Raw genomic sequence first — 22,471 nt, forward strand, 5'->3', positions numbered from 1 at the left:
TGCCGGAAAATTGGCGGTTTATTGTGCTTGTACGAATTCAGCCGATTTAATGCCGGCTTGGCGGCCGAAGATGATGATCTCGGCCACGGAGTTGCCGCCGATGCGGTTTTGACCGTGCAAGCCGCCTGTTAGCTCGCCTGCTGCGAACAAGCCAGGAATCGGCTGGCCGTCTTTATTCAACACTTCAGTGTTTGTATTGATTTTCACGCCGCCCATGGTGTAGTGAATCCCAGGGGCGATCTTGATGGCATAGTATGGCCCGCTGGACAGATCGTGGTCCATCGCTGTCGTTCTGCCGAATTCGGCATCCTCTTTGTTCTTCACGGCGCTGTTCCATGTATCCAGCGTGGCAGTTAACTGATCTGCCGGAACGCCAATTTCTTTGGCTAACGCCTCAATGGTATCGCCTTGAATGACAAAGCCCATTTTGTCGTACTGCTCAATGGCTTTCGCCCGGGATTTTACGCCGGAATCAAATACAAGATAAGCTGATTTTTCAGGCAGCTTGTTGATGGCCGCCGTGACATTGTCGCGCGTGTCCAGCTCGTTTGTGAAACGTTTGCCCTCGCTGGAAACCAGGATTGCGCCTTCACCTCGGACCGCTTCCCCGATAAGATAGGATTTCTCTTGCTGCACCGTCGGGTGAACCTGGATTTGATCCATATCGACCGTGACGCCGCCGAGTTTTTCGATCATCTTGATGCCGTCGCCGGTGCTGCCTTCTTGGTTTGTCGTCACCAGACCTTTCAGATCGGAGCGAACCTCGCCAATCATATCCATGTTAGCGCCATAACCGCCGGTGGTCACCACGACAGCATCCGCCGCAATCGTCTTCTCATCGTTATTGTTGAAGAGGACCTTCACGCCGTTTACTTTGCCGTCCTTCTCCGTAATTTCCGTTACATTCGCATTTACGAACAGAGGAATTTCTTTCTCTTGAACATTTCTCACCAGACCGTTGACGAGGTATTGACCTACCGCCGAGCCGTCTTCCGGGCGGTGCGTGCGCTTCTCGTTCATGCCGCCCGTAATCGTGATATTGTTCAGACGAATTCCGATCGAATCAAGCCATTCGATGGCGCTTGCGGAATTATCGACGAAGAACCGAAGCATCTCTTTGTCGTTCGTGCCATGGCCGCCTTTTAACGTCTCTTCGTAAAAGAGGTCATTGTTGTCCTCAATGCCTTGCTCTTTTTGGAACTTGGTCTGGGAAGCATTCATACCGGAGGAGGATTTCATCGTATTGCCGCCGGCAATCGGCATTTTTTCGAAAATAACCGGGTTCATGCCTTTTTCTTTGGCTTCAAGCGCGGCAGACATTCCGGCGCCGCCTGCACCGACAATGATGATATCATATTTATCTTTTAATTGATCGATAGGTGTATAGTTGGTTTGAGAAGCACCCGACACGGCTTCCGATTCTTGGGATTCCGCCGGTTTTTCATTGCCCTGGCTCTCGTTTTGATTCTGGTTCCCGCCGCTGCCGCATCCCGCGATCACGAGCATGAAAGAGAGAACGAGAATCAACATTGCTGCTGCTTTCTTCTTCAAGTTAACAACCCCCGTTTTTCTATGATGTTAGGTACACTTCATTTTAATATAATGTCGCCCTCATTAATAGTGATTTTTTTCACAATGTTTTGAATTTCTTGTGACCGTGCATCGGGTTTCTAGGATGAGGCGCGCAAGATGATCAAGAACATTTCATGACACCTCATAGCTTCCAAGTTCAGGAACTCTATGTTATCATAATCATTTGCAAAGAATTGGCGGGGCCACACGCCTGCCATTCAACATGGATTTCCCGAGCCGGAAGCTGCCAAGGCCTGAACTCCCACATTGTCTTATCAGGAGGATATTGGTCATGAAAAATGTATACATTGTGCGGCATTCCCTAGCGGAAGGGCAAGCTCCGGACGCGCCGTTAACCGCAGCCGGTGTGCGGCAAGCGCACAAGCTTGCGGAATTTTTGGCGGACAAACCTATCGAACATATCATTTCTAGTCCTTATGAGAGAGCCTATCGCACCATAGCGCCCTTCGCCGATCAACATGGCATGGCCATCGCTCTGGATGACAGATTGACGGAGAGGGTGCTGTCAGGCAGCAATCATCCCGATTGGCGTGACATGCTTCGGAAGACCTACGATGATTTAGATTTATGTTATGAGGGCGGGGAATCGAGCAATACGGCGATGAAGCGTGCCAGCAGCGTGACCTGTGGAGGAAATTGCTGCTATTTTACAGGATTTTTGGCTCAATGAGTCCACATCCCGAGGAATTGCTGCAAATCTACATCATTTTAGGCCCTTTTGCTTCAAGCCAAGGCGAAACGGATGAAAATCCTGTAATTTTGCAGGATTCCCTTTCTGGTAAAGCCGCCCATATCGAAATGCTGTATTTACGCAGGATTTCGCTTACCGAATCGGCGTATATGGAGAATCAAGCAGTTTTGCGGAGTTCGCCCGGCTTCGGAGATGGAGGCTGCGCGGCTATTATGCTGCCAACGAACAGAATCCAATTATTGGTGCCAAGATTATTTTATTAAAGATGCGGATCGGAGAATGCCCAAGCATAATGATGTCCTGAAGGCGAAGGGACGTTATTATGCTTTTTTTGTCATGTCTCAAGTTTAGTTTATAAGTCTCCATCGCTGATCATAGAATCAAAGGTGTACCCTAAGTCGTACATTACATGGGAGGAAAGGAACATGACGAATGTGATGAAAGCCCGTCCTAAGCTGTATGTGATGGATAACGGCCGCATGAGCATGGACAAAAACTGGTTGATCGGCATGCATAATCCGGCTACGATTCTAAATCCGAATGCGGCCACGGAGTTCGTGGAGTTTCCGGTCTATACCGTATTGAGCGATCATCCGGAAGGCAAGATTTTGTTCGATACGGCCTGCAATCCGAACGGGATGGGCAAGGAAGGGCGGTGGCCCGAAATGATGCAGCTCGCGTTCCCTTGGGCGGCAAGTGAGGAATGTTCGCACCGAGGATGGGGTGGAGCTGGCCGAAGGCATCACCCTGCTGAACTTCGGAAGCGGCCATGCTTGGGGCATGCTGGGCTTGCATATCGAAATGCCGGAATCGGGCGGGATCATCCTCGCTTCCGATACCATCTATACGGCGGAGAGCTACGGCCCGCCGGTCAGGCCTCCGGGCATTATGTATGATTCGATCGGGTACCGGAATACGGTCGAAAGGATCCGCGCTCTTGCCGCCCGAACGAAATCCCAAGTGTGGTTCGGACACGATGCCAATCAATTCAAGGAGCTCCGCAAATCAACGGAAGGGTACTACGAGTAAGAAGGCACCTCCCCCACACGGTATATAGTGAAAAGGAGTTCACTTGTGTCATTGTACGTAGGTGAATAACGAATTGACTAAGCGGGGGCCTAGGGTTGGAAAGATGACTACAGTACGGACATCCTGCTACTTTACAAAATTTGCGCAACTTGGTTCATAGGTCGGATGTTCTTACAAATGTTGCATATTATATAATCCCTTTGTGCGGCATCCATCCAAGCTTGCAGAGAAAAAATCCGAACCGATCGGAGAAACTGAGGTAGTATCCTATGAGTTGTACCAGAAAATTGTTTTTTGGCATGGTCGCTGTTGCTTTAGGTTTAGGACTCTGTCTCCCCCATGTGAGTGCTTCCCCCATCCGAGTCACCGTGGACGGGCGTGAGGTGGCGTTCCCGGACGAACCTCCGTATGTGGATCGAACATCCAACCGCACGATGGTTCCCGCCAAATTCGTATCCGAAAAGCTGGGCGCAAACGTAAAGCGGAACGAGTCATTGAAGCAAATCGTTTTTACGCATAACCATGACACCATTACGTTGAAGGTGGGCGAGAATCACGCGCAAGTGAATGGCAAGACGGTAACCTTTGACGGGCCGGCGGCGGTCCGCCATGGCCGCACGATGGTTCCGCTTCGCTTCATCAGCGAAGTATTTCATGCCGATGTAGCTTGGAAGCCGGAGCACAATCAGGTCCTTATCACTACTTCTGTACATAACGTTCCCAGGGGCACGTGGATTTGGGATAGCCGCCTTATCGAGAGGGACCCGGATAAGATAATCGGCTTTGCCAGCGACAATAACGTAACCTCCGTATACCTTCAGATCGATCCCGATATCGCTCCGGCGATATATCAAGATTTTATTCGCAGCGCCACAGAGAAGCGGATAAACGTGGAAGCCCTGGCGGGCCGCCCCGATTGGGCATCCAAGTCGAAGCAGGACCAGATAAAAAAATTTATTGCATGGGTCCAAAACTATAATGCCTCCGTTACACCCGAAGAGAGGTTTGCCGGTCTGCACTTTGATATTGAACCTTATCTGCTGCCCGAATGGAAGACCGGCAATAAGGCGATGCTGGCAAGCTGGATGGACAATATGAGGCTGATTGAGCAGGAAACTAAAGGAAGCGGCTTAAAAATTACGCTGGATGTTCCTTTTTGGCTGAATACCGTAAAGGTTCCCGGCACGGAATACAGCTTCAGCGCCTGGTTATTGGAGAAGTTCGATTGCCTGGTGATTATGGATTACCGCAATTTTGCCTTAGGCAGGAATGGGATTGTGGAAAACGGCAACGCGATAATGAGAGAGGCCTCGACGCTGAACAAGCAAGTCATCGTTGCCGTGGAGACCGCTAAAAATGTGGAGAGCGATCGGACATCTTTCTATGCCAAGGGCATCGAAGCGATGGAAAAAGAGCTGCAAGCCGCTCATCAAAAGCTGACTCGGCATTCGAGCTATGCCGGCTTTGCGATTCATGAATACAAGAGCTGGGCCGCCATGAAATATGAATAAGATGAATCATATGTTAGTTGAATGGTAAAATTTTGATGTGGAGGAGGGGGATTTATGCCGCATATTAGACCTGTTTCCGATGGCGATATGGTTGTAATGAGCATCGAGCAGTATGAAAATTTACAGCAAGACAATATGATCTTCCCAAATTAAGAGAAGCTGAGTTCGAAGCGGCTCATTCCAATGTACGATATAGCCACACAGAAGGGATGAATGACTAAGAAAGAATATAAGTAAATAACATATAGAGTGAGAGAAAAACACCTCTCCACTACCTAGAGCGGAAGCGTCAAGCAACAGCCGCCTGGCAGGAAGAGGTGTTCTCTGTACGAGCTACGATGTTACGCGTTCTTATCTCTGAAATATTCTTGATACTGGCTTGGCGTAACGTGGGCGTATTTTTTGAAAATGCTTATAAAGTACTTGTAGTCGCTAAATCCGATATCCTGCGCGATCGCATACACTTTGTTGTCGCCGGACTTCAATAACTCCATCGACTTGTGGATGCGGTAGCGGTTAAGAAACTCATTGAATGTATAGCTCGTCTCCGCCTTGAACTTCTGATTCAAGTAATAGGCGCTTAAGTCAAGCTGCTCCACGAGGTCATGGATGCTGATTTTTTTCGCGTAATTCTCCTGCACATAGGCGATCATTTGGGACACGTATTTTGAGGTCTTTGTCTCCTTCTCCAGAAATTTGCTCTGCAGAACCTCTTCGGATGCTTGCGGATGCTTGGAGATGATTTCGTACTTGCGCAGGAGATCGACTTTTGTCTTGGCAGATTCCAGCGCCGCAATCAATTGGTCGTCCTCCAATGGCTTCACGAGGAACTCGGTTACGCCTAATTGTAAGGCTTGCTTGGCGAGATGGAATTCATTATAGCCCGAAATGATAATGCTGCTAAAGGTATGCTTCTTAAGCCCTTCCCGAATCATGGCGATGCCGTCCATAATCGGCATATTGATATCCGTAATGACGATATCGGGCTCCAGCTCGCAGATTTTCTCATAACCGTCCTGTCCGTCAAGCGCTTCCTCTATCACGATACAATCGTATTCCAGCCAGTCTATGCTGAAGCGCACGCCCCTGCGAATCATATCTTCGTCTTCAACCAGCAGAACTTTAAACATCATTTCCACTCCAATCGTAAGGAATTGTCAGTGTCACACAGGTGCCTTTTCCTTGCGTGCTGTCGATATGGATGCCGGACTCCTGGCCATAGAGAAGCACCAGACGGCGATGAACATTGTACAGCCCGATATGCTGCGTCGTGTTATTTTGGCTTTCCAAGAGCTGGTTTACCTTCTGCAGCGTCTCTTCATCCATGCCCGGACCGTTGTCGCAGACCTCCAGCATCAGCCTTCCGCCAGAAGGGTAGATCCGAATGTCAATAAGCACTTTGCTTTGGTTTCGATAGCCATATTTGATAGCGTTTTCAATAATGGGCTGCAGCACAAGCTTGGGGACGTAGACATCATGGGTTTCCTCCGCTATGGAGATCCGGTACTCCAGCCGTTCATTGAACCGAATGTGCTGAAGCTTCAAATAATCCCGCACATAATTCATATCGTCCTTCAACTGGACGCTGCGATCAGGCCCGATGCTGTAGCGGAGCAGTCTGGACAGCAGCATGACGATTTCCTGCGCTTGTTTGGCGTCAATCTTAATCGCATAACGCAATGTCTCCAGCACGTTGAATATAAAATGCGGATGGAATTGGGATTGCAGCTGCTTCACTTCAATAATGGTGCGGAGCTCGGACAGCTCTTTATTTTTCTCCATCAAATCCTTCAACCGATCAAGCATCGCATTATACTCGCCGCCGAGAATTTCGAACTCGTCATTCGTCTGGATGTCGACATAGCCATTGAAATTTCCTTCGCGGAGCTGGGCCAATGCAAGAATTAATTTCTCGATCGACTCGGAATTGCGGGCAGACATTTTGTTCGACAGAAAATGAATGATAACCCATAACAGCAGGCTGGAGGCAAGGACAAAGATAGACACCGTATAGTAGGTGTACTGCTCCGATTTGTAGGAGTTGAGCGCGATCACTTGGATGGGCGTGTCCGGTATCCGTTTGGAATACATATAGTACTTGCCGCCGTTCAACAGAACATGCCCTTGATTGTCGAGCTTGGGGCTGAATTTGTTCAGGACGCCTTTGGTTACATTGCTGGTCGTGGCAATGATCGTGTTATGTTCGTCGGTAATCATCGCAATCTCATTATTTTGTTCAAAAATAAGCTTCTGCATGTCGGATTCATACAGTTGATAGACGACATAGCCTATTGTTTGCCGGTCTTTGACAATCGCTTTGCCGAACGTATAGCTTGTATCGCGATCATGCGAGTAACGAAAGCTGTTCATCTCGGTCAATGTGCCGTCCGGTCTCTGAGCAATCCGGTTAATGAGATTGCTGAAGGCAAAGCTGGCATACAACGCATCCGGCGACTCGGTGCTAGCACGGAAGATGCCGTCCGTATCGACGATGTGGAAGATGCTCTTGACCTTCTGATGGTTATTGAACTCATAAAATTCGGAATATACATGTTCACTGCCCAAATGCGTGGTCAAATAGTTCATTACCTCAGGCGAAGCGGCCATCCGGTTGATTTCTTCGTAGTACCGTTCAAATACTTCTGCCATGGAGTGACTGATGGATTGGGCGGCCTCCGTTGTTTTTTGCGTCAAGTTCATTCTTCCGTTAATGATGGTGAAAATGAAAAACAAGACGATTAAAATGGAAAACGGAATAATCGTATAGAGTCGGAATAAGTGACGGGTTGACTCCTTGAAGTTGCGAATCTTTTTCTGTTCCATGTCGTCGCCCTCCACCTATGATAAGCCCTTCACTTCTTATTATAAGGAATCGCCGTTGACGGCTGATCATCCAAATACAACCAAGCCGGCCCTTCATGCAGGTACCGACTTGGATGTGTAAAAACATATTTAGCTTCGATGCCGGGTTTCTTCCGGTATCCCTTCGCGATCAACAGCGGCCTCTTAGAGCGAGAGTTCTTTTTGTCCCGAGAGCCTCAGGAAGACAAGCAGCGAGACGACCGTGATGACGGTAAGGATCGTGGACAGCGCGGCGGCCACGCCATAGTTCCCGCGTATAACCTCGGTATAGATAGCCACCGTAACGGTCTTCGTCTTGCCTGTATACAAAATGATAGAGGTGCTTAATTCGGTAATTATCGTAATCCAGCTTAGAATCGCTCCGGACACGACGCCTGCCAGCATCATCGGCAGGGTAATCTTGAAGAACGTTTTCATCTTGGAGGCTCCCAAGCTGATCGCGGCTTCCTCAATCCCGTCGCTAATCTGATGCAGAATGGCCGCGCTTGATCGAATCGTATAAGGCAGACGCCGAATGACGAACGAGATGATCATGATAAGCGCCGTTCCGCTTAATACAAGCGGCTTATTGTTGAAGGTAATCAACAAGGCAATCCCTAGAATCGAGCCGGGCACGATATAAGGGAACATCGTGAAAATATCAAGCGTGTTCGTCAACGCGTTTTTCCGGCGAACGGTTACATAAGCGATGAGAATCGCCAGGAGGATAATGACGACCAGCGCTACGATGGCCAGGAAGAACGTGTTCGTAATGACGCTGCCGATATTATTGAAGGCATCCCGATAGCTTTGCAGCGAGTATCCGTCTACGAAGATTCGGCCATTCGACTTCTGGAACGAAGTATAGATAACATACAGCTGCGGCAGCAGCGCAATCAACGTATACAGATAGATGACGGCATGCGCCGCAATATTGCCGATTCCTTTTTTCTTCTTGGCTTCAATCGGATGCAGCGCGCTCATCGTGAACGAGTTGCGATGAGAGACGTATTTTTGGAGCAGGAAGATCGCCGTTGCGAACAAGACGACAATGACGCTGATTGCGGCTGCAAAGCCGTCATCCCCGCCGACCTCGCTGATGAATTCATTAAAGATCAGGACGGGCACGGTCTTGTATCCTTCCCCAATCAGCATCGGGGTACCAAAATCGGCGAGCGCGCGCATGAATACGAGCAGACCGCCTGCAAGCAAGGTTGGCGTAATGAGCGGAAGCAGCACCTTGCGCATTTTGCTCAACCCTTTGTAGCCCATGCTCTCGGCCGCTTCCATCAGCGATTGGTCGACATTTTTCAGCGCCCCCGATACATACATGAAGATGAGAGGCACCATTTGCAAGGTCAGTACGACGAGAATCCCCGTAAATCCATATATGTCAGGCATCGTAATCCCAAAGGTGTTGCTGACGAAGCGGGTAATGACGCCGTTTCTCCCTAGCAGCAGGATCCAGGAGTAAGCTCCAATGAATGGGGCCGACATCGACGAGATCAGAATTAATATCCGTATCGTTGAATTCCCTTTAATCTTGACGGTAGCCATGATATAGGCCAGCGGTGTGGCAATGAGAGCCGCCAAGGCGGTTACACAGACGGTTACTTTGATACTGTTGAATAGCGCATTTAAATAGTAAGGCTTGCTGAAAAACTTCACAAAATAAGCGAAGGAAAACTCGCCTGTCGTGCCGTTATACACGCTCTTGAACAGCATTGTAAATAAAGGCAGGGCAAGAAAAAGAATGTAGAATAGAAAGATCAGGAACGAAATGTTAGTCCAGACGTCAAATCGTTTGTGCGTCCCTTTCATAGCTGACCGCCCCTTGTATAATTCAATTCCCCCGCAGCGTCGTACACATTGATTTTATCCGTCTTCACTTTCAGATGAATGGTTTGGCCAGGCTCCAGGATGTGGGCCGTTTTCGATTCCTGCGTAATCTCCACGCGCTGACCGGATTCCAGGTCGGCGAAGTAATGCGTGTTCTGTCCCAAAAAGACGCTATGCACAATGGTCGCCTTCAGGCCGGTCTGATCCTCGGTCATGATGAATTCCTCGGGCCGAACTGAAATTTTGACGTTCAGCTTGGCTTGCTGATTCGAGGCTGGCACTTGAATGTTGGCGAGCTCTTCGGAATAGGTGGAACCGATCTGCAGGCGATAGCTGCCTGCTTCGCGCGACAAGCTGCCCTCGATAATGTTCGTGCGGCCGATAAAGGTAGCAACGAAGACGTTCGCGGGACGTTGATAGATTTCTTGAGGCGTGCCCAGATGCTGAATGACGCCTGATTTCATCACCGCAATGCGATCGGATACGGCCATCGCTTCTTCCTGATCATGCGTGACGTAGACGGTGGTAATCCCGACTTCCCGTTGAATGTCTTTGATCGCGTTCCGCATATCGATCCGCAGCTTCGCATCCAGATTGGACAGCGGCTCATCCATCAGCAGCACATCCGGCCGGATCACAATCGCTCTGGCTAGCGCAACGCGCTGCTGCTGGCCGCCGGACAGGTTCTTCGGCATGCGGTCCTTGTATTGTTCGATTTGAACGACCTTCAAGATTTCATCCACTTTGGAGCTGATCTCCGCCTTGGATAATTTTCGATTCTCCAGCCCGAAGGCGATATTGCCTTTGACGGTGAGGTGAGGGAAGATGGCATAGTTCTGGAAGACCATTCCGATATTCCGCTTCCCCGGTTCGACCTGATTAATGACACGCTCGTTAAAGTTAATCGTTCCGCCTTCAATGCTGTTGAAGCCGGCAATCATGCGCAGCAGTGTCGTCTTGCCGCACCCCGAAGGACCAAGAAGGGTGAAAAATTCACCCTTCTTAATCTCCAGGGACAACTCAGGAATGACGGTGGTATCGCCGTATTTTTTCACCAGGTCTTTGATTGTTATTGTCACGCTCATTGTTGTCACCTAAATTCTCGTATTATTTACTTGATGCTTGTGAACAGATTGATATATTGCTCGATGATTTCGGATTTGTGCTCACTTACATAGTCCGTATCTTCATCGATCATGTGGATGTCGGATAGCGGCGTCATGTAGTCTCCAAGCTGCGTATCCATACGCAGCGGACGGTTCGTGAGCTGCGTGCCGAATGCGTCCTGGGCTTCTTTGGACAGAATGAAATCAATGAACTTCTTGGCATTCTCCATGTGCGGGGCGTCTTTAATAATAGCGGAGGCCGCATCCAGGAATACGGCGCCTTCCTTTGGATACACGACCTCTACGGGCGCGCCATTGCGGACATAGGTGCTGGCCGGATCTTCATAAGTCAAGCCGACTACGTATTCACCGTCGGCCACGCTCTTATGAACGGCCCCGGAACCGCTTGCAATTTTGCCGTCCAGGTTCATGATCAATTTGGCAACATAGTCCCAGCCTTCCTGACTTTCATAATCGCCGCCCATCGCTTTCAGCATATTGGTGAGCTGGGCGAAGGCGGAGCTGGAGCTTGCCGGGTCGGCAGAAGCGATTTTCCCTTTCAGCTTCGGATTCAGCAAATCTGCATAGCCTTCGATTTTGATATCTCCAATCAGGTTCTTATTTACGAGCAGCACGCTTCCGTCTGAAATGTAAGGCGTGGCGAAGCCCGTCGTATTGCGGTGGCCTTCAATCAAGTATTGGTCTTCCGGTGAGACGTATGGTTCGTAGAGGTCGGCATTTTCGCGATAACCCGCCATGGAGCCGCCGAACATCACGTCCGCGTACGGATTTTGCTTTTCCGATTGCAAGCGCTTAATGATTTCGCCTGTTCCCGCCGTTACAAGCTCAACCGTAATCCCCGTTTTCTTCTCGAACATCGGAATGATGGTCTTGATGATTTCTTCGCTATTCGGACTGTAGACGACGAGCTTATTGGACGATCCGGCATCCGACTCGCTATTTCCGCAACCGCTGAGCGCCCCGACAACCAGGATGCAAGCTAACAGCAACATAGAAAACCTTTTCATATTTATTCCCCCCGAACGAAAATCATTTAGTTGCAAGTTCATTGTAGCAATCTTGACACCGCTTACAAAATCCCACGATCCGAAAACATTGTCTAAAATCCGCAAGTGATTTAGGGATGACGGAAAAGAATTGAACTCGCTTATGAACCATACTACAATGTGTAGTGTTAGGATGTGAGTCTGATGCAGATCAAAAAAATGAACCTGGACGGGCAAGGCTTGAACCGTTTTTTCGGCCCGCTCGAATCCAAAATCATGGATATTCTATGGTCATCGGGTCCCTTGAGCATTAGGGAAGTACAGTCAATCTTGACGCAAGATACCTCCATTACCATCAATGCCGTGATGACCGTGATGAATCGGTTAGTGGACAAAGGCCATCTAACGAAAGAGACCGTGGGGACGGGAAGGGCACGCGCGGCAAAATTCAGACCCCTGCAATCGAAAGAACAGTTTCTGGCGGAACAAATGAAAGTCGTGTCGCAAGGACTCGTTCAGGAATACGGCAGCTTGGTCGTAACGCATATGATCGATGCGCTGGATGAGGTGGATCCAGAGGTGATTGCCAGACTGGAACAGAAATTAAGCCAAATGAAAAGTGGGAAAAAACAATGAGCTCCGTCGTAAAAATGCGGCTCGTTTACGCTCTGATGGTTTTTTTCGGGTTGAGCGTAACGATGCAGATGGGATTGTTCCTGACTCATCAACTCAGGGATTTCAACTTGCAGGGTATCGTTATCTTCGCCATTTTGTTCGATCTCGTCATTGTATACACATTTCCCGCATCATGCGGCGGATGGCAACCCAGTGGTATTTATCGAGAAAATGGGCGGGTCAGAAGATACCTGGACAGGCTGCGCCTTATGTCGGGGAGGCCATTTTTGAATATGATAGACCGGCTTTCAGAATGGCGAACATTACCGTCAATGTCACCTCTCCTCTCGATCAGAAATGGCGCTCTACGTACCAAAACTATGCCTATGAAGCAAATCGAGTGGTTGCCCGTGCCGGCACGGCCTTGAAGGAGCAATTCGGCATCAACTTCTTGTCCGTGGCCCAACCTCTATGGCAATCGTCTTCAACCACCAGTTCCGGATTATTGAACGATGCGCGGAACAAACACGGTTCGACTTACAACGGCAATCAAAAGGCCGATATCATGATTGCGTTCTCGGGCCTCAAACCTAGCGATAATTCCAATATTGCGGGGATCGCAACGCTTGGCAATCCTTATTCTACTATTTTTGACAACGGGTATAGTACAAATGCGGAGACGACCCAGCATGAAGCGGGGCATATGTATGGTCTGCGCCACGATGAAGAAGAGAGCGGCTCGAATTATGTCGGGAAAACTTGCGTGATGACGGCCGTTGGCTTTGGGTTTATCGATCGGTTCTGCAAAGGGCATCATGCCGATTGGTATGCTGCCAGGAACGAGTATGAATAGGAGTCGGTAACGATTCTTCCTTCTCAATTCATAGAATTGGGAAGGAAGTTCTTATCATAAGGGGGTGTGATGATTCAGGTGAATGGCGAGATCATTTCCCATGAGGAAATGGAAAGTGTGTTAGAGCGCTATGAGAATAAAGGGGAATTCGTCAAGGTCTCCGAAGAAGACGTCGTAAGAAGCGCGATCGAAGAGGTGCTTGTGCTCCAAGAAGCCGGGAGGCTGGGGATTGCGGTGGATGAAGAAGAGTTGGATCATCGAATGGAAGCATTACAAAACATGAATCAAAACTGATTCTACGATCTGGCCATCAAGCAATAGGGGGATATCGGCAATTATAGAGAGGCATTAAAGCTGCGAATGCTGTATCAAGGGGCGAGAGACAAAATCATGTCTGATTATGTAAAGGATAATCCCATTGATGTTGAACTTGTTAAAGCGGAAATGGTAGCCGAAGGATTAATTCAAGAAAAAAGCGAGTATGATAAAGAGGAAAATCGCGCTTTAGTCAGTCAGTTTACTCATAGCTATGTCCAGAAGAAAGGGAAAGAGCATTTCGACAACTGGGTTCATTCCCTAGTTGAAAATGCGAATATTGAATATGTATATCGGTGATCCCCGTTTAATGCGGGGTATTTTTACGATGACAGGGGGATGTGAATGGGGAACTTATGGGGCGCTCTCATGACAGGCATCGTCATTCTCAACGGATGCTCCGATTCGCCATCGAATCATGATCTGCCAGGTCAGACGGGCATCGCTTCACGTCATAACACCGTTGGCGGGACAACACAAGCGTCGAGCGGTTCGGAAGCTCACGAGGATGAGATTTTCTGGAGCCATAGAGAAATCCGCAACCTGCAACGGTTGGATCAGTTTGTGGTGAACGTGAAGCATAAAGTAAAGGACGAAATAAAGGTTCTGGCGAGCACCAAAGAAGGCGGAGTCATTCAAACGAAGCTGGCATTCGATGGAAATGCGATTCAAGTCACCGTGAACGGGGCACAAGAAGCATATGATCGGATATCGGTTGAGGAACGGCTCAGTGCGCACTATAACGGTACTTTCATTGAATACCGGGTGAGCCGGAAAGATGATGAGAGCAAGAAAAAGCTCATTCTCCAAATTCCTCCCGGCCTTCAGCGCCGCCCATAATTCCCTTTACATCGCCGGCATTTTCCAACATACTGAGAATAGAAGGAAGCGGGATGTGCTTGCTTCTCATCCAGACAAGCTAATTAGGGGAGTGATCCGATGTTAAGCGACAAGCTGCTTGCGAAGTTGAACGATCAAATGAATTATGAATTTTATTCTTCCCAGGTGTACCTGGCGATGGCGGCTTATTGTTCGTCGGAGAGCTTTGACGGGTTCGCGAACTTTTTCATCGTGCAGTCGGAGGAAGAGAAATTCCACGGGATGAAAATTTACCACTTTATCAATGCGCTGGGCAAACGGGCCATTGTCAGCGGCATGGACCATCCGCAGAATGAGTACGCCTCCTTGCTGGACGCCTTCGAGCATTCCTATGAGCATGAACAGACGGTGACCAAGCGAATCTATGAATTGTCGGATATCGCGTGGGATGAGCGGGAGCATGCGACGATCAACTTCCTCAAGTGGTTCATTGACGAGCAGGTAGAGGAAGAAGCGACCTTCGACAGCATCATCCAGAAGCTGCGCCGCATTGATAATGATAGCAATGCCTTCTATATGCTCGATGCCGAGCTCGCCAAGCGCACTTTCACGCCGCCGGCCGGCGAAGCGTAAGCTGCATCCGCCAACAAGAAGCTGTTTTCCCTGAACAAGCTCATGGGAAAGCAGCTTTTGGCTGTTCCCGCCTATTATCTTCTTGGCAGCACGATTCGGAATATCGTGCCATGCCCGCCGGTGGTGCTCTCCCGTCCGCCATTTAACACATCCAAGCGAATCCGGCCCCGGTGCTTCTCGACGATATGCTTGGCAATCGTCAAGCCGAGCCCGGTCCCTCCGTCGCTTCGCCGGGACGAATCGCCGCGGACGAAGGCATCGAAAATCCTGTCCCGCAGCTCCTCTGCGATACCGATGCCGTTATCGGCGATCAAAATCTCGATTTCATCGTTTCGTTCCGTCAATTCAAGGGTTACGCGGGTTCCCTCCGGATTGTATTTGAGCGCGTTGGCGAGCAGGTTGGAGATGGCGCGGTAGAACAATTTCGCGTTGAACGGGATGTTCACTTCGTGCGCGGGAAGAGCATATTCGAAGATGAACTGCTTGTCCTCGAACGGGCCATACCATTCGGCGGCGATCTCGCGCAGACATTCCGCGATATCGGCCACCTCGGTCGTCAGCGGATAGTCCGGGAGCTCCAGCTTGGACAGCTCGAACACGTCCTCGATCAAGGCCGCCACGAGCTGTGTTTTCTCTTGAATCAGGTTCAATGTTTTTTGTTTCTTGTCTTCCTCATGAATGAGTCCCAACTGCAGAGCCTCCACGTAACCTTGAATCGTGGTGATCGGCGTTTTCAGATCGTGGGAAATATCGACCAGCATCCGCTGCTTGTTCGCCTCCAATCTGTTCTTCTCCTGCTCCGCCTTCTCCAGCCGCTCAGCCATGATGTTAAAGTGATCCTGAATTTGCGCGATTTCGTGATTCGCTTTCACATTCAGTCTTTTATAGTAATGGCCGTTCGCGACGTTTTTGATGGCTTCCGCGACAGCGCTTAGCGGATTCGTAATTTTGCGCGCGGTCCATCGGCTGTAGAAATATGTATTAAGGCTGAACAACACGATGAATAAAGCCAATATTTGCATCATGATTTTGGTGAATATCTTATGTTCGTCGCGGTTCATTTCCTTAAGCTCAATATTTTGGGCCGCATATTGGGCAGGAATTTTGACAAGAACATAGCGGTTCTGTCCGTCATGCGCCGTAAACGGAGCGAGCGAGACCGTGTACGTCTTCCCTTTTTGATCGTATAACAGGGCGTTAAGATCTTTTTCCGTATAGGCAGTCGCCTGATCCAGCTTCTTGCCCTCGACATGCACGATCTCCAACTGTTCATTCAGGATCTCGACCCAACCGCCGAAGGATTGGATCGCCTCCGATGGAATCTCCTCCACGTGCGGCCGGACAATCTCGCTGGCCGTCAGATCCGCGGGCCGCGGCCCGTTCAACTCGCGATCCAACTGGTAAGCGAGCAAGCTCAGCAGCCCGAACATAATCAGCCCCAGCGTAAAAGAGAAGAAAATATAATTCTTGATCAGAAGACGAAACAGCTTGTTTCGGTTACTCACGGCACTCTTCCTCTTTGGCAAACCGGTACCCGAGTCCCCGGATCGTTTTGAGATAGACCGGATTTCTCGGTTGGTCCTCGATCTTTTCCCGCAGCCGGCTGATTTGCACCATGACGGTGTTGTCATCGGCGATATAGGGCTCGGACCATACCTTCTCGAAAATTTGTTTTTTCGTGAATATGCGTCCTGGCGAACCCATCAGCAGCTTCAGCAGCTTATATTCATTCGCGCTCAGCGCGATATGCTCGCCGCGTTTATAGAGGGCGCAAGCGTGGTGATCCAGCGCGAAGGCGCCGACACGCGTGTGCGGGCTGTCCTGAAAAGAGGGATAATCGTTGAATTCATATGTTCGGCGCAGTTGCGCCTGAACGCGCGCCACCACCTCCAGGGGACTGAACGGCTTTGTAATGAAATCATCCGCCCCCAGGCCCAGTCCGATAATTTTGTCGGCGTCCCGGTTTTTGGCGGAAATAATGATGATCGGCAGCTTATATTCCTTCCGTACGCTCTTGATCAACTGATAGCCGTCCAATTCCGGCATCATAATATCGACGATCGCGAGATCGATGGCCTCTTGGCGCAGCATATCCATGGCCGCCGCTCCATTCCCCGCTTCCATCACGGTTAACCCTTCCGCTTCCAGATAGAGCTTGAGCAGACTTGCGATATCCGGCTCGTCATCGGCGATTAACACCGTTTTGTGCATCCATCATTCCTCCTGTTGGACTGATTTTAGGAATCATTCGCTCTCTGCCGGCGAACTCCTTCTCCCTGGCTTCGGCGTAAGGTTATTGTAAGATTCGCGGCCGTTGCGGTTGACTGGAGGCCTTCCCGCGTTTTACGCGCGTCTTCTTGAGCGCGCACAGCGGCTTGAAGTACCAGGAACAGGAAGGGCCGGCGCAAAGCCCTGGGAACCAGGAAATGTTCCAGCATGTAGGCTTCAAAGGCGGATCCGCCAACTATATTTTAAATACAGCGATGCATGCCATGAATAGGGATTACAACTTTACCAAAATTTTGTGGTTTTTAAAAAATATCGCGAAGCAGGCCTATCGAACATCCAAGAGAAGCTGAATGCCTTTTTAAATGGGGTTCTTGCCAATCCGGAAGTACGTCAAAAGGTTCGTGAACAAATCGGGATGGCACATTGATCGTCCAGCCTCCCTCAGTATGCGAGGGAGGCTTTGGCACCTCAGTGCAAGCGATTCAGCTCCACCACGTCCCCGCTGGCGCCTACCACGCCGTAGCGGCAATCCAGCTTGCCGCAGAGCAGATACTTTTTCCGCTCCGGATCATATACGTAGACAGGCGTTAATTCGAGCCGTCCCTTGAGCTTGTCATAAGCCTCGTCATGGCTGACCGCAACCTTCTCTTCGCGTTGGAAGTCATCGAACATGGAGAGCAGCGGCGCGTTATCCATATAATTGATGACTGTGTATTGACGGGAATCGAGGAACAGGAGCAGCTTGCGCTGGAACACGCGATTGCTGGGCGTGCCCGGTCTTAATACCGCTTGAATGTATCCCCTGTCCCGCTGCAAGCTTTTGAGCACCCACTGTCCCGAATCCTGCGGATAGATCTGGCGCAAGGCGGCTTCGGCGGCGCCAATGCACATGGCTTGTTCCTCTTCCGTAATCGGAGAGGAATCGGGATGCGGCTCACGGGATGCCGCTTGTTCCAGCGTAACGGTCTCGTGCAGCTCGAGCTCGATTCTCTCAAAAGGCTTCTGCTCCGTCGCCGGCTGCTCCCAAGCCATAAGCTTATCGAGACTTACGCTCATTCCCGTATTCCTGTGGATATCGAACGGGATGACGGATAAGCCGTCATTGACAATATAGATTTCCTCCAGACCATACACCGGAATGATCCGCTGCTCCTCCAGCAAGGGAAGCTCCAGCAGCTTCAATTGCTTCTTCGCCAGCGGCTCCGCCGCTTCCAGCGTAAGAATAAACGAATCGTCCGCTTCTTCCAGAAGGGAACGGTCCGGGAATGTCCCGTACACGCTGTAAAAGGTGAGCTTGCCCTCCGCATCGAAGCGAAGCTCGGCCCGCCCGCCGGGAGAGAGGGGAACGCCGTCGATGCATGCGGTAAAGTGATATTCTCCCTCCTGTTCCATGTCCAAGCGGAACTGCTTGCCATACTCGATCCCGGCTTCCGCCTCCATCCACCGGATGACTTCATTCCGGCCGGCATCCTGGAACGGCGTCTCCGAAGCACATGATTTCCCGCCCACAAAAATGACGCTTTTATATTGGCCGGTATGCAAATTTACGGTAATGACCGCTGTCCCTTCCGGGTTGCTGTCTTCCTCCCAGTCCGCGATATGGGAAGGGAACCATTCCATGCTGAGAAAATAGCCGGTCTCGTTCAGGAGCATGACTTCACGATACAATTCATAGGAATGCAAGTAATAGCTGCCCAGTCCGAATTTCTGCTGGGCGGCGTCCATCCATTCTTTCATTCGCTTATCCATGGCGGGGCCCTCCGATAATCCTTGATGCTTTCATCTTACCATTCTCAATCGGTGAATATGAAGCAACGGGGAGCTATGGGGGTGTATTTATTTCCCAGGGAATGAGGGTTCGGTGTTAGACGGAATGAAGGGCTCCGTTTATACTAAATTCTGAAGTATGGGAAGAGTTTAGAAAGCAAAGATCATTGGCGGAGGAGAACGAGGCCGATTATGGATAAGCCCAAAATATTGATCGTCGAAGATGAAGAAAAAATTGCCCGCGTGCTGGAGCTGGAGCTGACATATGAAGGGTATGAGGTAGGCAAGGCGCTGGACGGCCTGGATGGGTTCAGGCTGTTCCAGGAGCAGTCCTGGGACTTGATATTGCTGGATGTGATGCTGCCCGGCATTAGCGGAATCGAGCTGCTGCGCCGCATCCGCGCGCATGATCCGCATACGATGGTCGTGATGCTGACCGCGAAGGACTCCGTGGAGGATAAAGTATCGGGCCTTGATCTGGGGGCCAACGATTATGTGACGAAGCCGTTCCAGATGGAAGAGCTCCTCGCCCGTATTCGCGCCTCGCTGCGAATGAGAAGGCTCCCCCCGGCCGCCGACATTCAGCCCGAGTGGATCACGGTCGCCGATCTGAGCTTGAGCGAGCTGACCCATGAAGTGAAGCGCGGGGAGGACCGCATTGAACTGACGCCCCGCGAATTCGGCTTGCTCGCGTATCTGATGAAGCATGCACGGCAGGTGCTGAGCAGGGAGCAGCTTTTGGATGGAGTGTGGGGGTACGACTATTACGGGGATACGAATATTGTGGAAGTGTATATTCGCTATCTGCGCCATAAGGTCGACAAGCCCTATGAGACGCCGCTGATTCATACCGTGCGCGGAGTAGGGTATGTGCTGAGGGATCCGAGATGAAGCTTAGAAATAAAATCAATCTCTACACTTCGGTATTGTTCATCGCGCTCATCCTGGTTGTCAGCGCGGCCATTTACTATATCTTCAGCAGCATGATATTGGACAGGGAAGCGGACAGAGTGGCCGCCGAAGCCCGGCAGGCGCTGGCGGGAATGAATGAGGCCGGCACATCCATTCCGCCCGACGACCTCCTGCGGGCCTATGCGCCGCTCCGCGGCATTCTCCAGATCGTCAATGCGGACGGAAGCCGGGGCGCGGCGGTTGCGCCGCCGGAGCTGAAGGAGCTTCGCGATCTCCCCGTTGCCTATTATCGGCAGGAAGAGCGCAGCATTGTCGCCTACCAGGGGATTCCGCATGTTTTCGTGTCGCTTCCGATCGTATGGCATGGCGGCGAGGTCGCCAATCTGCAAGTGACGGAAAGCTTGAAGCCCACCGCCGATATGCTTGCTATTTTGCGGGTGGTCCTGATTCTGGTGTCGGGGCTTGCCATTCTTCCCGTCCTGATCTCGTCCAAGCTGCTGAGCAACCTCATTACCCGGCCGATCTCATCGATGATTGCGACGATGCGAGATATTCAGCGAAGCGGGCAGTTCAAGCGGATTCCGCTGCCGAAGAAATCCAAGGACGAGCTCTATCAGATGGGCGATACATTCAATCATATGATGGATCTCCTCGAGGTCAACTACGAGAAGCAGGGCCAGTTCATTTCCAATGCATCCCATGAGCTGAAGACGCCGCTGACGATTATCGAATCCTATGCATCCCTGTTGAAAAGAAGGGGGAAGGAGCAGCCCGAGCTGTTCGACGAATCGGTCGAGGCGATACATTCGGAAGCCATTCGGATGAAGGATCTGACCCAGCAACTGCTGCTGCTGGCGAAGCATGACGAGATGTGGAAGGTCACGATGGAGCCCGTTGATCTGGGGCATATGGTGGAAGGCTGGGTCCGCGCTTTTGAAAAAGCGTATCACCGCGGTATCGCGCTGCAGAGGGAAGCGGAGGTGATTATCGACACCGACGTTCAAAAATGCAAACAATTGTTTTACATCGTGATGGATAATGCGCGGAAGTATAGCGAGGAAGCGATCGGGGTCTGCATTAAAAAGGAAGGCCGGACAGCGGTGGTCGAGGTTAGCGACAGGGGCATCGGCATCCCGGCGGAGTCGTTGGACAAAATTTTCGACCGGTTCTACCGGGTCGATAAGGCGAGAACAAGAGCGAAGGGCGGCTTCGGCCTGGGTCTGGCGCTCGCCAAGGAGCTTGCGGACGCGCTGGAAGCCGATATTCGCATCGAGAGCATGGAAGGCCAGGGCACCATCGTTCGACTTACATTTAAGAAGGCGCGTTCAGAGCCAGCTTCTCGATATTGAACGCCGTCCTCTCTGCCCGATCGAGCGCCGCAAGCTCAAGCTCAGCGATTTCTCATGTTGCTCATGTATACTGGAGAAAAACAGGTGAGGGAGTCTGGAAATAGGGAGGCGCAAACATGAAAAAAGCATGGCTGGGCGCAGCCGTCATTGCGTTCTTTGCCATTGTGGTCTGGCAGCTTGTTCGCCTGCTTACCTTGGCCGAGCCTCTGTCCGCGGCCGAAGCGGCCAGCAAAGTGAAGGAGATGTACAAGGGCGAAGTGGTGGAAGTCAGCGAGCTTCCGCATGGATACCGGGTGACGATGGAACTGGATACGGGAACGTATGAAGTCCGCATTGACAGGAATAAAGGCAAAATCGCCGGGATGACAAGGACAAAGGCCGCGCCAGATCCGGAAGCCAAGCCGCCCGCCGTGGAGCCGGATCAGCAGAAGCCGCCCGCGTCACAGAAGCCGGAGCCGAAGCCGAAGCGGAAGCCCCAAAAACGGCTTACGGAGGACGAAGCGGCGGCTATCGCGCTCAAGACGGTGGACGGGAAAGTCGATGACATTGACCTGATCCATTCGGACGGGGTCGCCTATTACCTGGTCGAAATCGATCGGGAAGACGGCGAGGATGGAACGGTACAGATCAACGCGATAACGGGGGAGGTCAAATCGGTCACCTGGGATGACTGAGGCCGATCGGAAAGACCGGCTGCTTCTCAGCAAATTCTCATTTTTCTATCCCCGTATCCTCATTTTCGTTGTCTATCGTAAGGGTAACACCTTATGAAGGAGGCAATAGAATATGAAACGCACATTTATCGCCAGCATGGCAGGCTTATTATTGCTTGGAGGGGCCGTAGGTGCCGCGGCCGTAGGCACGGCGAACGGATCCGTGAAGAGCTTGACGCAGGGGGGCCAAATCCTGACCTCGAAGCAGGCCGAGGAGATTGCTCTCCGGGAAATCAATGGCGACATCCGAAGCGTCGAGTTGAAAAAAGAGCACGGCCGCACGGTATTTGAGGTCGAAATCGCGACGGCAGACGGACGTGACGACAATGAAGTGACATTGGACGCCCTGTCCGGCAAGGTGCTCAAGGTCGAACGGGATGATGACGATGACGCGGACGAGCGTCAGCGTGACCGCCGCCCAAGCCAAGCGAAGGAGCGCACAGCGACCATTTCGAAGAAGCAAGCGGTCGCCATCGCGCTTCAAGATACGCCGGGCCAGGTGATTGAGACCGATTCCGGCAAACACGTCTACGAAATCGAAATTCGAAGCGGAAATCGCGACCTCGAATACAAAATCGACAAGTATACTGGCAAAATTGTGGACAAAGAGGTAAATGACGCCGACGAGGATGATGAGTGGGACGATTAA

Annotated in this window: 22 protein-coding genes and 1 pseudogene; 14 read left to right on the forward strand and 9 right to left on the reverse strand. The window is 50.9% G+C overall.

The features are described from left to right. Positions 1-18: 18 nt before the first annotated feature. The gene (locus L6439_RS03555) at positions 19-1,551 is read right to left on the reverse strand and encodes a flavocytochrome c (RefSeq protein ID WP_213470441.1); all 1,533 of its coding nucleotides are present in this window, start codon (positions 1,549-1,551) and stop codon (positions 19-21) included. A gap of 313 nt (positions 1,552-1,864) precedes the next feature. On the opposite strand from L6439_RS03555, the gene L6439_RS03560 reads away from it, so the two are divergent. The 4 genes and pseudogenes from L6439_RS03560 (at position 1,865) to L6439_RS03575 (ending at position 4,824) form a co-directional block, all read left to right on the forward strand. Further along, positions 1,865-2,263, forward strand: coding sequence for a histidine phosphatase family protein (locus tag L6439_RS03560; RefSeq protein ID WP_213470443.1), 399 nt, complete (start codon positions 1,865-1,867; stop codon positions 2,261-2,263). Next, entirely contained in the window at positions 2,260-2,547 is a 288-nt protein-coding gene (locus L6439_RS03565) for a hypothetical protein (protein WP_213470445.1), read from the forward strand. Before L6439_RS03560 ends, L6439_RS03565 begins: the two co-directional genes overlap by 4 nt. 162 nt (positions 2,548-2,709) lie before the next feature. Then, a pseudogene (locus tag L6439_RS03570) lies at positions 2,710-3,313 on the forward strand (MBL fold metallo-hydrolase). Positions 3,314-3,654: 341 nt separating this feature from the next. Then, positions 3,655-4,824, forward strand: a complete 1,170-nt coding sequence (locus L6439_RS03575; protein WP_237096732.1) for a copper amine oxidase N-terminal domain-containing protein — start codon at positions 3,655-3,657, stop codon at positions 4,822-4,824. Between the two features lie 341 nt (positions 4,825-5,165). On the opposite strand, the gene L6439_RS03580 is transcribed toward L6439_RS03575, so the two are convergent. The 5 genes from L6439_RS03580 to L6439_RS03600 all read right to left on the reverse strand — a co-directional run bounded on the left by L6439_RS03580 (position 5,166) and on the right by L6439_RS03600 (position 11,638). Further along, a complete protein-coding gene (locus L6439_RS03580) occupies positions 5,166-5,954 on the reverse strand; it encodes a response regulator transcription factor (RefSeq protein WP_168179604.1) in 789 nt (262 codons plus the stop codon). Continuing rightward, positions 5,947-7,647 (reverse strand): sensor histidine kinase, encoded by a 1,701-nt coding sequence (locus L6439_RS03585; RefSeq protein ID WP_168179603.1) that lies wholly within the window; start codon positions 7,645-7,647, stop codon positions 5,947-5,949. Before L6439_RS03585 ends, L6439_RS03580 begins: the two co-directional genes overlap by 8 nt. Before the next feature lie 183 nt (positions 7,648-7,830). Then, positions 7,831-9,486 (reverse strand): ABC transporter permease, encoded by a 1,656-nt coding sequence (locus L6439_RS03590; RefSeq protein ID WP_168179602.1) that lies wholly within the window; start codon positions 9,484-9,486, stop codon positions 7,831-7,833. Beyond that, complete coding sequence (locus tag L6439_RS03595; protein ID WP_168179601.1) at positions 9,483-10,589, reverse strand: ABC transporter ATP-binding protein; 1,107 nt, start codon at positions 10,587-10,589, stop codon at positions 9,483-9,485. Before L6439_RS03595 ends, L6439_RS03590 begins: the two co-directional genes overlap by 4 nt. A 26-nt stretch (positions 10,590-10,615) precedes the next feature. Further along, on the reverse strand, positions 10,616-11,638 hold the full coding sequence (locus tag L6439_RS03600) for an ABC transporter substrate-binding protein (RefSeq protein ID WP_168179600.1): 1,023 nt from the start codon (positions 11,636-11,638) through the stop codon (positions 10,616-10,618). 183 nt (positions 11,639-11,821) lie between these two features. On the opposite strand from L6439_RS03600, the gene L6439_RS03605 reads away from it, so the two are divergent. The 6 genes from L6439_RS03605 (at position 11,822) to L6439_RS03630 (ending at position 14,852) form a co-directional block, all read left to right on the forward strand. Then, positions 11,822-12,253 (forward strand): BlaI/MecI/CopY family transcriptional regulator, encoded by a 432-nt coding sequence (locus L6439_RS03605; RefSeq protein WP_213470448.1) that lies wholly within the window; start codon positions 11,822-11,824, stop codon positions 12,251-12,253. Further along, positions 12,237-13,085 carry a M12 family metallo-peptidase gene (locus L6439_RS03610; RefSeq protein ID WP_213470450.1) on the forward strand — a complete coding sequence of 283 codons (849 nt, stop codon included), beginning with the start codon at positions 12,237-12,239 and terminating at the stop codon, positions 13,083-13,085. Before L6439_RS03605 ends, L6439_RS03610 begins: the two co-directional genes overlap by 17 nt. Before the next feature lie 69 nt (positions 13,086-13,154). Next, entirely contained in the window at positions 13,155-13,379 is a 225-nt protein-coding gene (locus L6439_RS03615) for a SurA N-terminal domain-containing protein (protein WP_213470452.1), read from the forward strand. Positions 13,380-13,475: 96 nt separating this feature from the next. After that, on the forward strand, positions 13,476-13,700 hold the full coding sequence (locus tag L6439_RS03620) for a hypothetical protein (protein WP_168179596.1): 225 nt from the start codon (positions 13,476-13,478) through the stop codon (positions 13,698-13,700). Between the two features lie 45 nt (positions 13,701-13,745). Then, on the forward strand, positions 13,746-14,240 hold the full coding sequence (locus L6439_RS03625; RefSeq protein ID WP_168179595.1) for a DUF4362 domain-containing protein: 495 nt from the start codon (positions 13,746-13,748) through the stop codon (positions 14,238-14,240). A 99-nt stretch (positions 14,241-14,339) separates the two neighbouring features. After that, the gene (locus L6439_RS03630) at positions 14,340-14,852 is read left to right on the forward strand and encodes a ferritin (RefSeq protein ID WP_168179594.1); all 513 of its coding nucleotides are present in this window, start codon (positions 14,340-14,342) and stop codon (positions 14,850-14,852) included. Between the two features lie 74 nt (positions 14,853-14,926). On the opposite strand, the gene L6439_RS03635 is transcribed toward L6439_RS03630, so the two are convergent. The 3 genes from L6439_RS03635 to L6439_RS03645 all read right to left on the reverse strand — a co-directional run bounded on the left by L6439_RS03635 (position 14,927) and on the right by L6439_RS03645 (position 18,830). Next, complete coding sequence (locus L6439_RS03635; protein ID WP_213470454.1) at positions 14,927-16,357, reverse strand: sensor histidine kinase; 1,431 nt, start codon at positions 16,355-16,357, stop codon at positions 14,927-14,929. Beyond that, entirely contained in the window at positions 16,350-17,063 is a 714-nt protein-coding gene (locus tag L6439_RS03640; protein ID WP_213470456.1) for a response regulator transcription factor, read from the reverse strand. The genes L6439_RS03635 and L6439_RS03640 overlap by 8 nt, the downstream gene beginning before the upstream one ends. Positions 17,064-17,549: 486 nt before the next feature. Then, complete coding sequence (locus L6439_RS03645; RefSeq protein ID WP_213470458.1) at positions 17,550-18,830, reverse strand: hypothetical protein; 1,281 nt, start codon at positions 18,828-18,830, stop codon at positions 17,550-17,552. A gap of 210 nt (positions 18,831-19,040) precedes the next feature. Between L6439_RS03645 and L6439_RS03650 the strand changes: the two genes are divergently transcribed. The 4 genes from L6439_RS03650 (at position 19,041) to L6439_RS03665 (ending at position 22,471) form a co-directional block, all read left to right on the forward strand. Next, positions 19,041-19,739, forward strand: coding sequence for a response regulator transcription factor (locus L6439_RS03650; RefSeq protein ID WP_168179590.1), 699 nt, complete (start codon positions 19,041-19,043; stop codon positions 19,737-19,739). Further along, on the forward strand, positions 19,736-21,109 hold the full coding sequence (locus tag L6439_RS03655; protein ID WP_168179589.1) for a sensor histidine kinase: 1,374 nt from the start codon (positions 19,736-19,738) through the stop codon (positions 21,107-21,109). Before L6439_RS03650 ends, L6439_RS03655 begins: the two co-directional genes overlap by 4 nt. Positions 21,110-21,225: 116 nt before the next feature. Further along, positions 21,226-21,783, forward strand: coding sequence for a PepSY domain-containing protein (locus tag L6439_RS03660; RefSeq protein WP_213470459.1), 558 nt, complete (start codon positions 21,226-21,228; stop codon positions 21,781-21,783). Between the two features lie 112 nt (positions 21,784-21,895). Next, the gene (locus L6439_RS03665) at positions 21,896-22,471 is read left to right on the forward strand and encodes a PepSY domain-containing protein (protein WP_168179587.1); all 576 of its coding nucleotides are present in this window, start codon (positions 21,896-21,898) and stop codon (positions 22,469-22,471) included.

It is taken from the genome of Paenibacillus dendritiformis, from assembly GCF_021654795.1.
Classification (GTDB): Bacteria; Bacillota; Bacilli; order Paenibacillales; family Paenibacillaceae; genus Paenibacillus_B.

Coding starts and splice junctions, on each gene's coding strand:
- L6439_RS03560 (WP_213470443.1), top strand. CDS start 1,865: ATGAAAAATGTATACATTGTGCGGCATTCCCTAGCGGAAGGGCAAGCT.
- L6439_RS03565 (WP_213470445.1), top strand. CDS start 2,260: ATGAGTCCACATCCCGAGGAATTGCTGCAAATCTACATCATTTTAGGC.
- L6439_RS03580 (WP_168179604.1), bottom strand. CDS start 5,954: ATGTTTAAAGTTCTGCTGGTTGAAGACGAAGATATGATTCGCAGGGGC.
- L6439_RS03585 (WP_168179603.1), bottom strand. CDS start 7,647: ATGGAACAGAAAAAGATTCGCAACTTCAAGGAGTCAACCCGTCACTTA.
- L6439_RS03590 (WP_168179602.1), bottom strand. CDS start 9,486: ATGAAAGGGACGCACAAACGATTTGACGTCTGGACTAACATTTCGTTC.
- L6439_RS03595 (WP_168179601.1), bottom strand. CDS start 10,589: ATGAGCGTGACAATAACAATCAAAGACCTGGTGAAAAAATACGGCGAT.
- L6439_RS03600 (WP_168179600.1), bottom strand. CDS start 11,638: ATGAAAAGGTTTTCTATGTTGCTGTTAGCTTGCATCCTGGTTGTCGGG.
- L6439_RS03605 (WP_213470448.1), top strand. CDS start 11,822: ATGCAGATCAAAAAAATGAACCTGGACGGGCAAGGCTTGAACCGTTTT.
- L6439_RS03615 (WP_213470452.1), top strand. CDS start 13,155: ATGATTCAGGTGAATGGCGAGATCATTTCCCATGAGGAAATGGAAAGT.
- L6439_RS03620 (WP_168179596.1), top strand. CDS start 13,476: ATGTCTGATTATGTAAAGGATAATCCCATTGATGTTGAACTTGTTAAA.
- L6439_RS03625 (WP_168179595.1), top strand. CDS start 13,746: ATGGGGAACTTATGGGGCGCTCTCATGACAGGCATCGTCATTCTCAAC.
- L6439_RS03630 (WP_168179594.1), top strand. CDS start 14,340: ATGTTAAGCGACAAGCTGCTTGCGAAGTTGAACGATCAAATGAATTAT.
- L6439_RS03640 (WP_213470456.1), bottom strand. CDS start 17,063: ATGCACAAAACGGTGTTAATCGCCGATGACGAGCCGGATATCGCAAGT.
- L6439_RS03645 (WP_213470458.1), bottom strand. CDS start 18,830: ATGGATAAGCGAATGAAAGAATGGATGGACGCCGCCCAGCAGAAATTC.
- L6439_RS03650 (WP_168179590.1), top strand. CDS start 19,041: ATGGATAAGCCCAAAATATTGATCGTCGAAGATGAAGAAAAAATTGCC.
- L6439_RS03655 (WP_168179589.1), top strand. CDS start 19,736: ATGAAGCTTAGAAATAAAATCAATCTCTACACTTCGGTATTGTTCATC.
- L6439_RS03660 (WP_213470459.1), top strand. CDS start 21,226: ATGAAAAAAGCATGGCTGGGCGCAGCCGTCATTGCGTTCTTTGCCATT.
- L6439_RS03665 (WP_168179587.1), top strand. CDS start 21,896: ATGAAACGCACATTTATCGCCAGCATGGCAGGCTTATTATTGCTTGGA.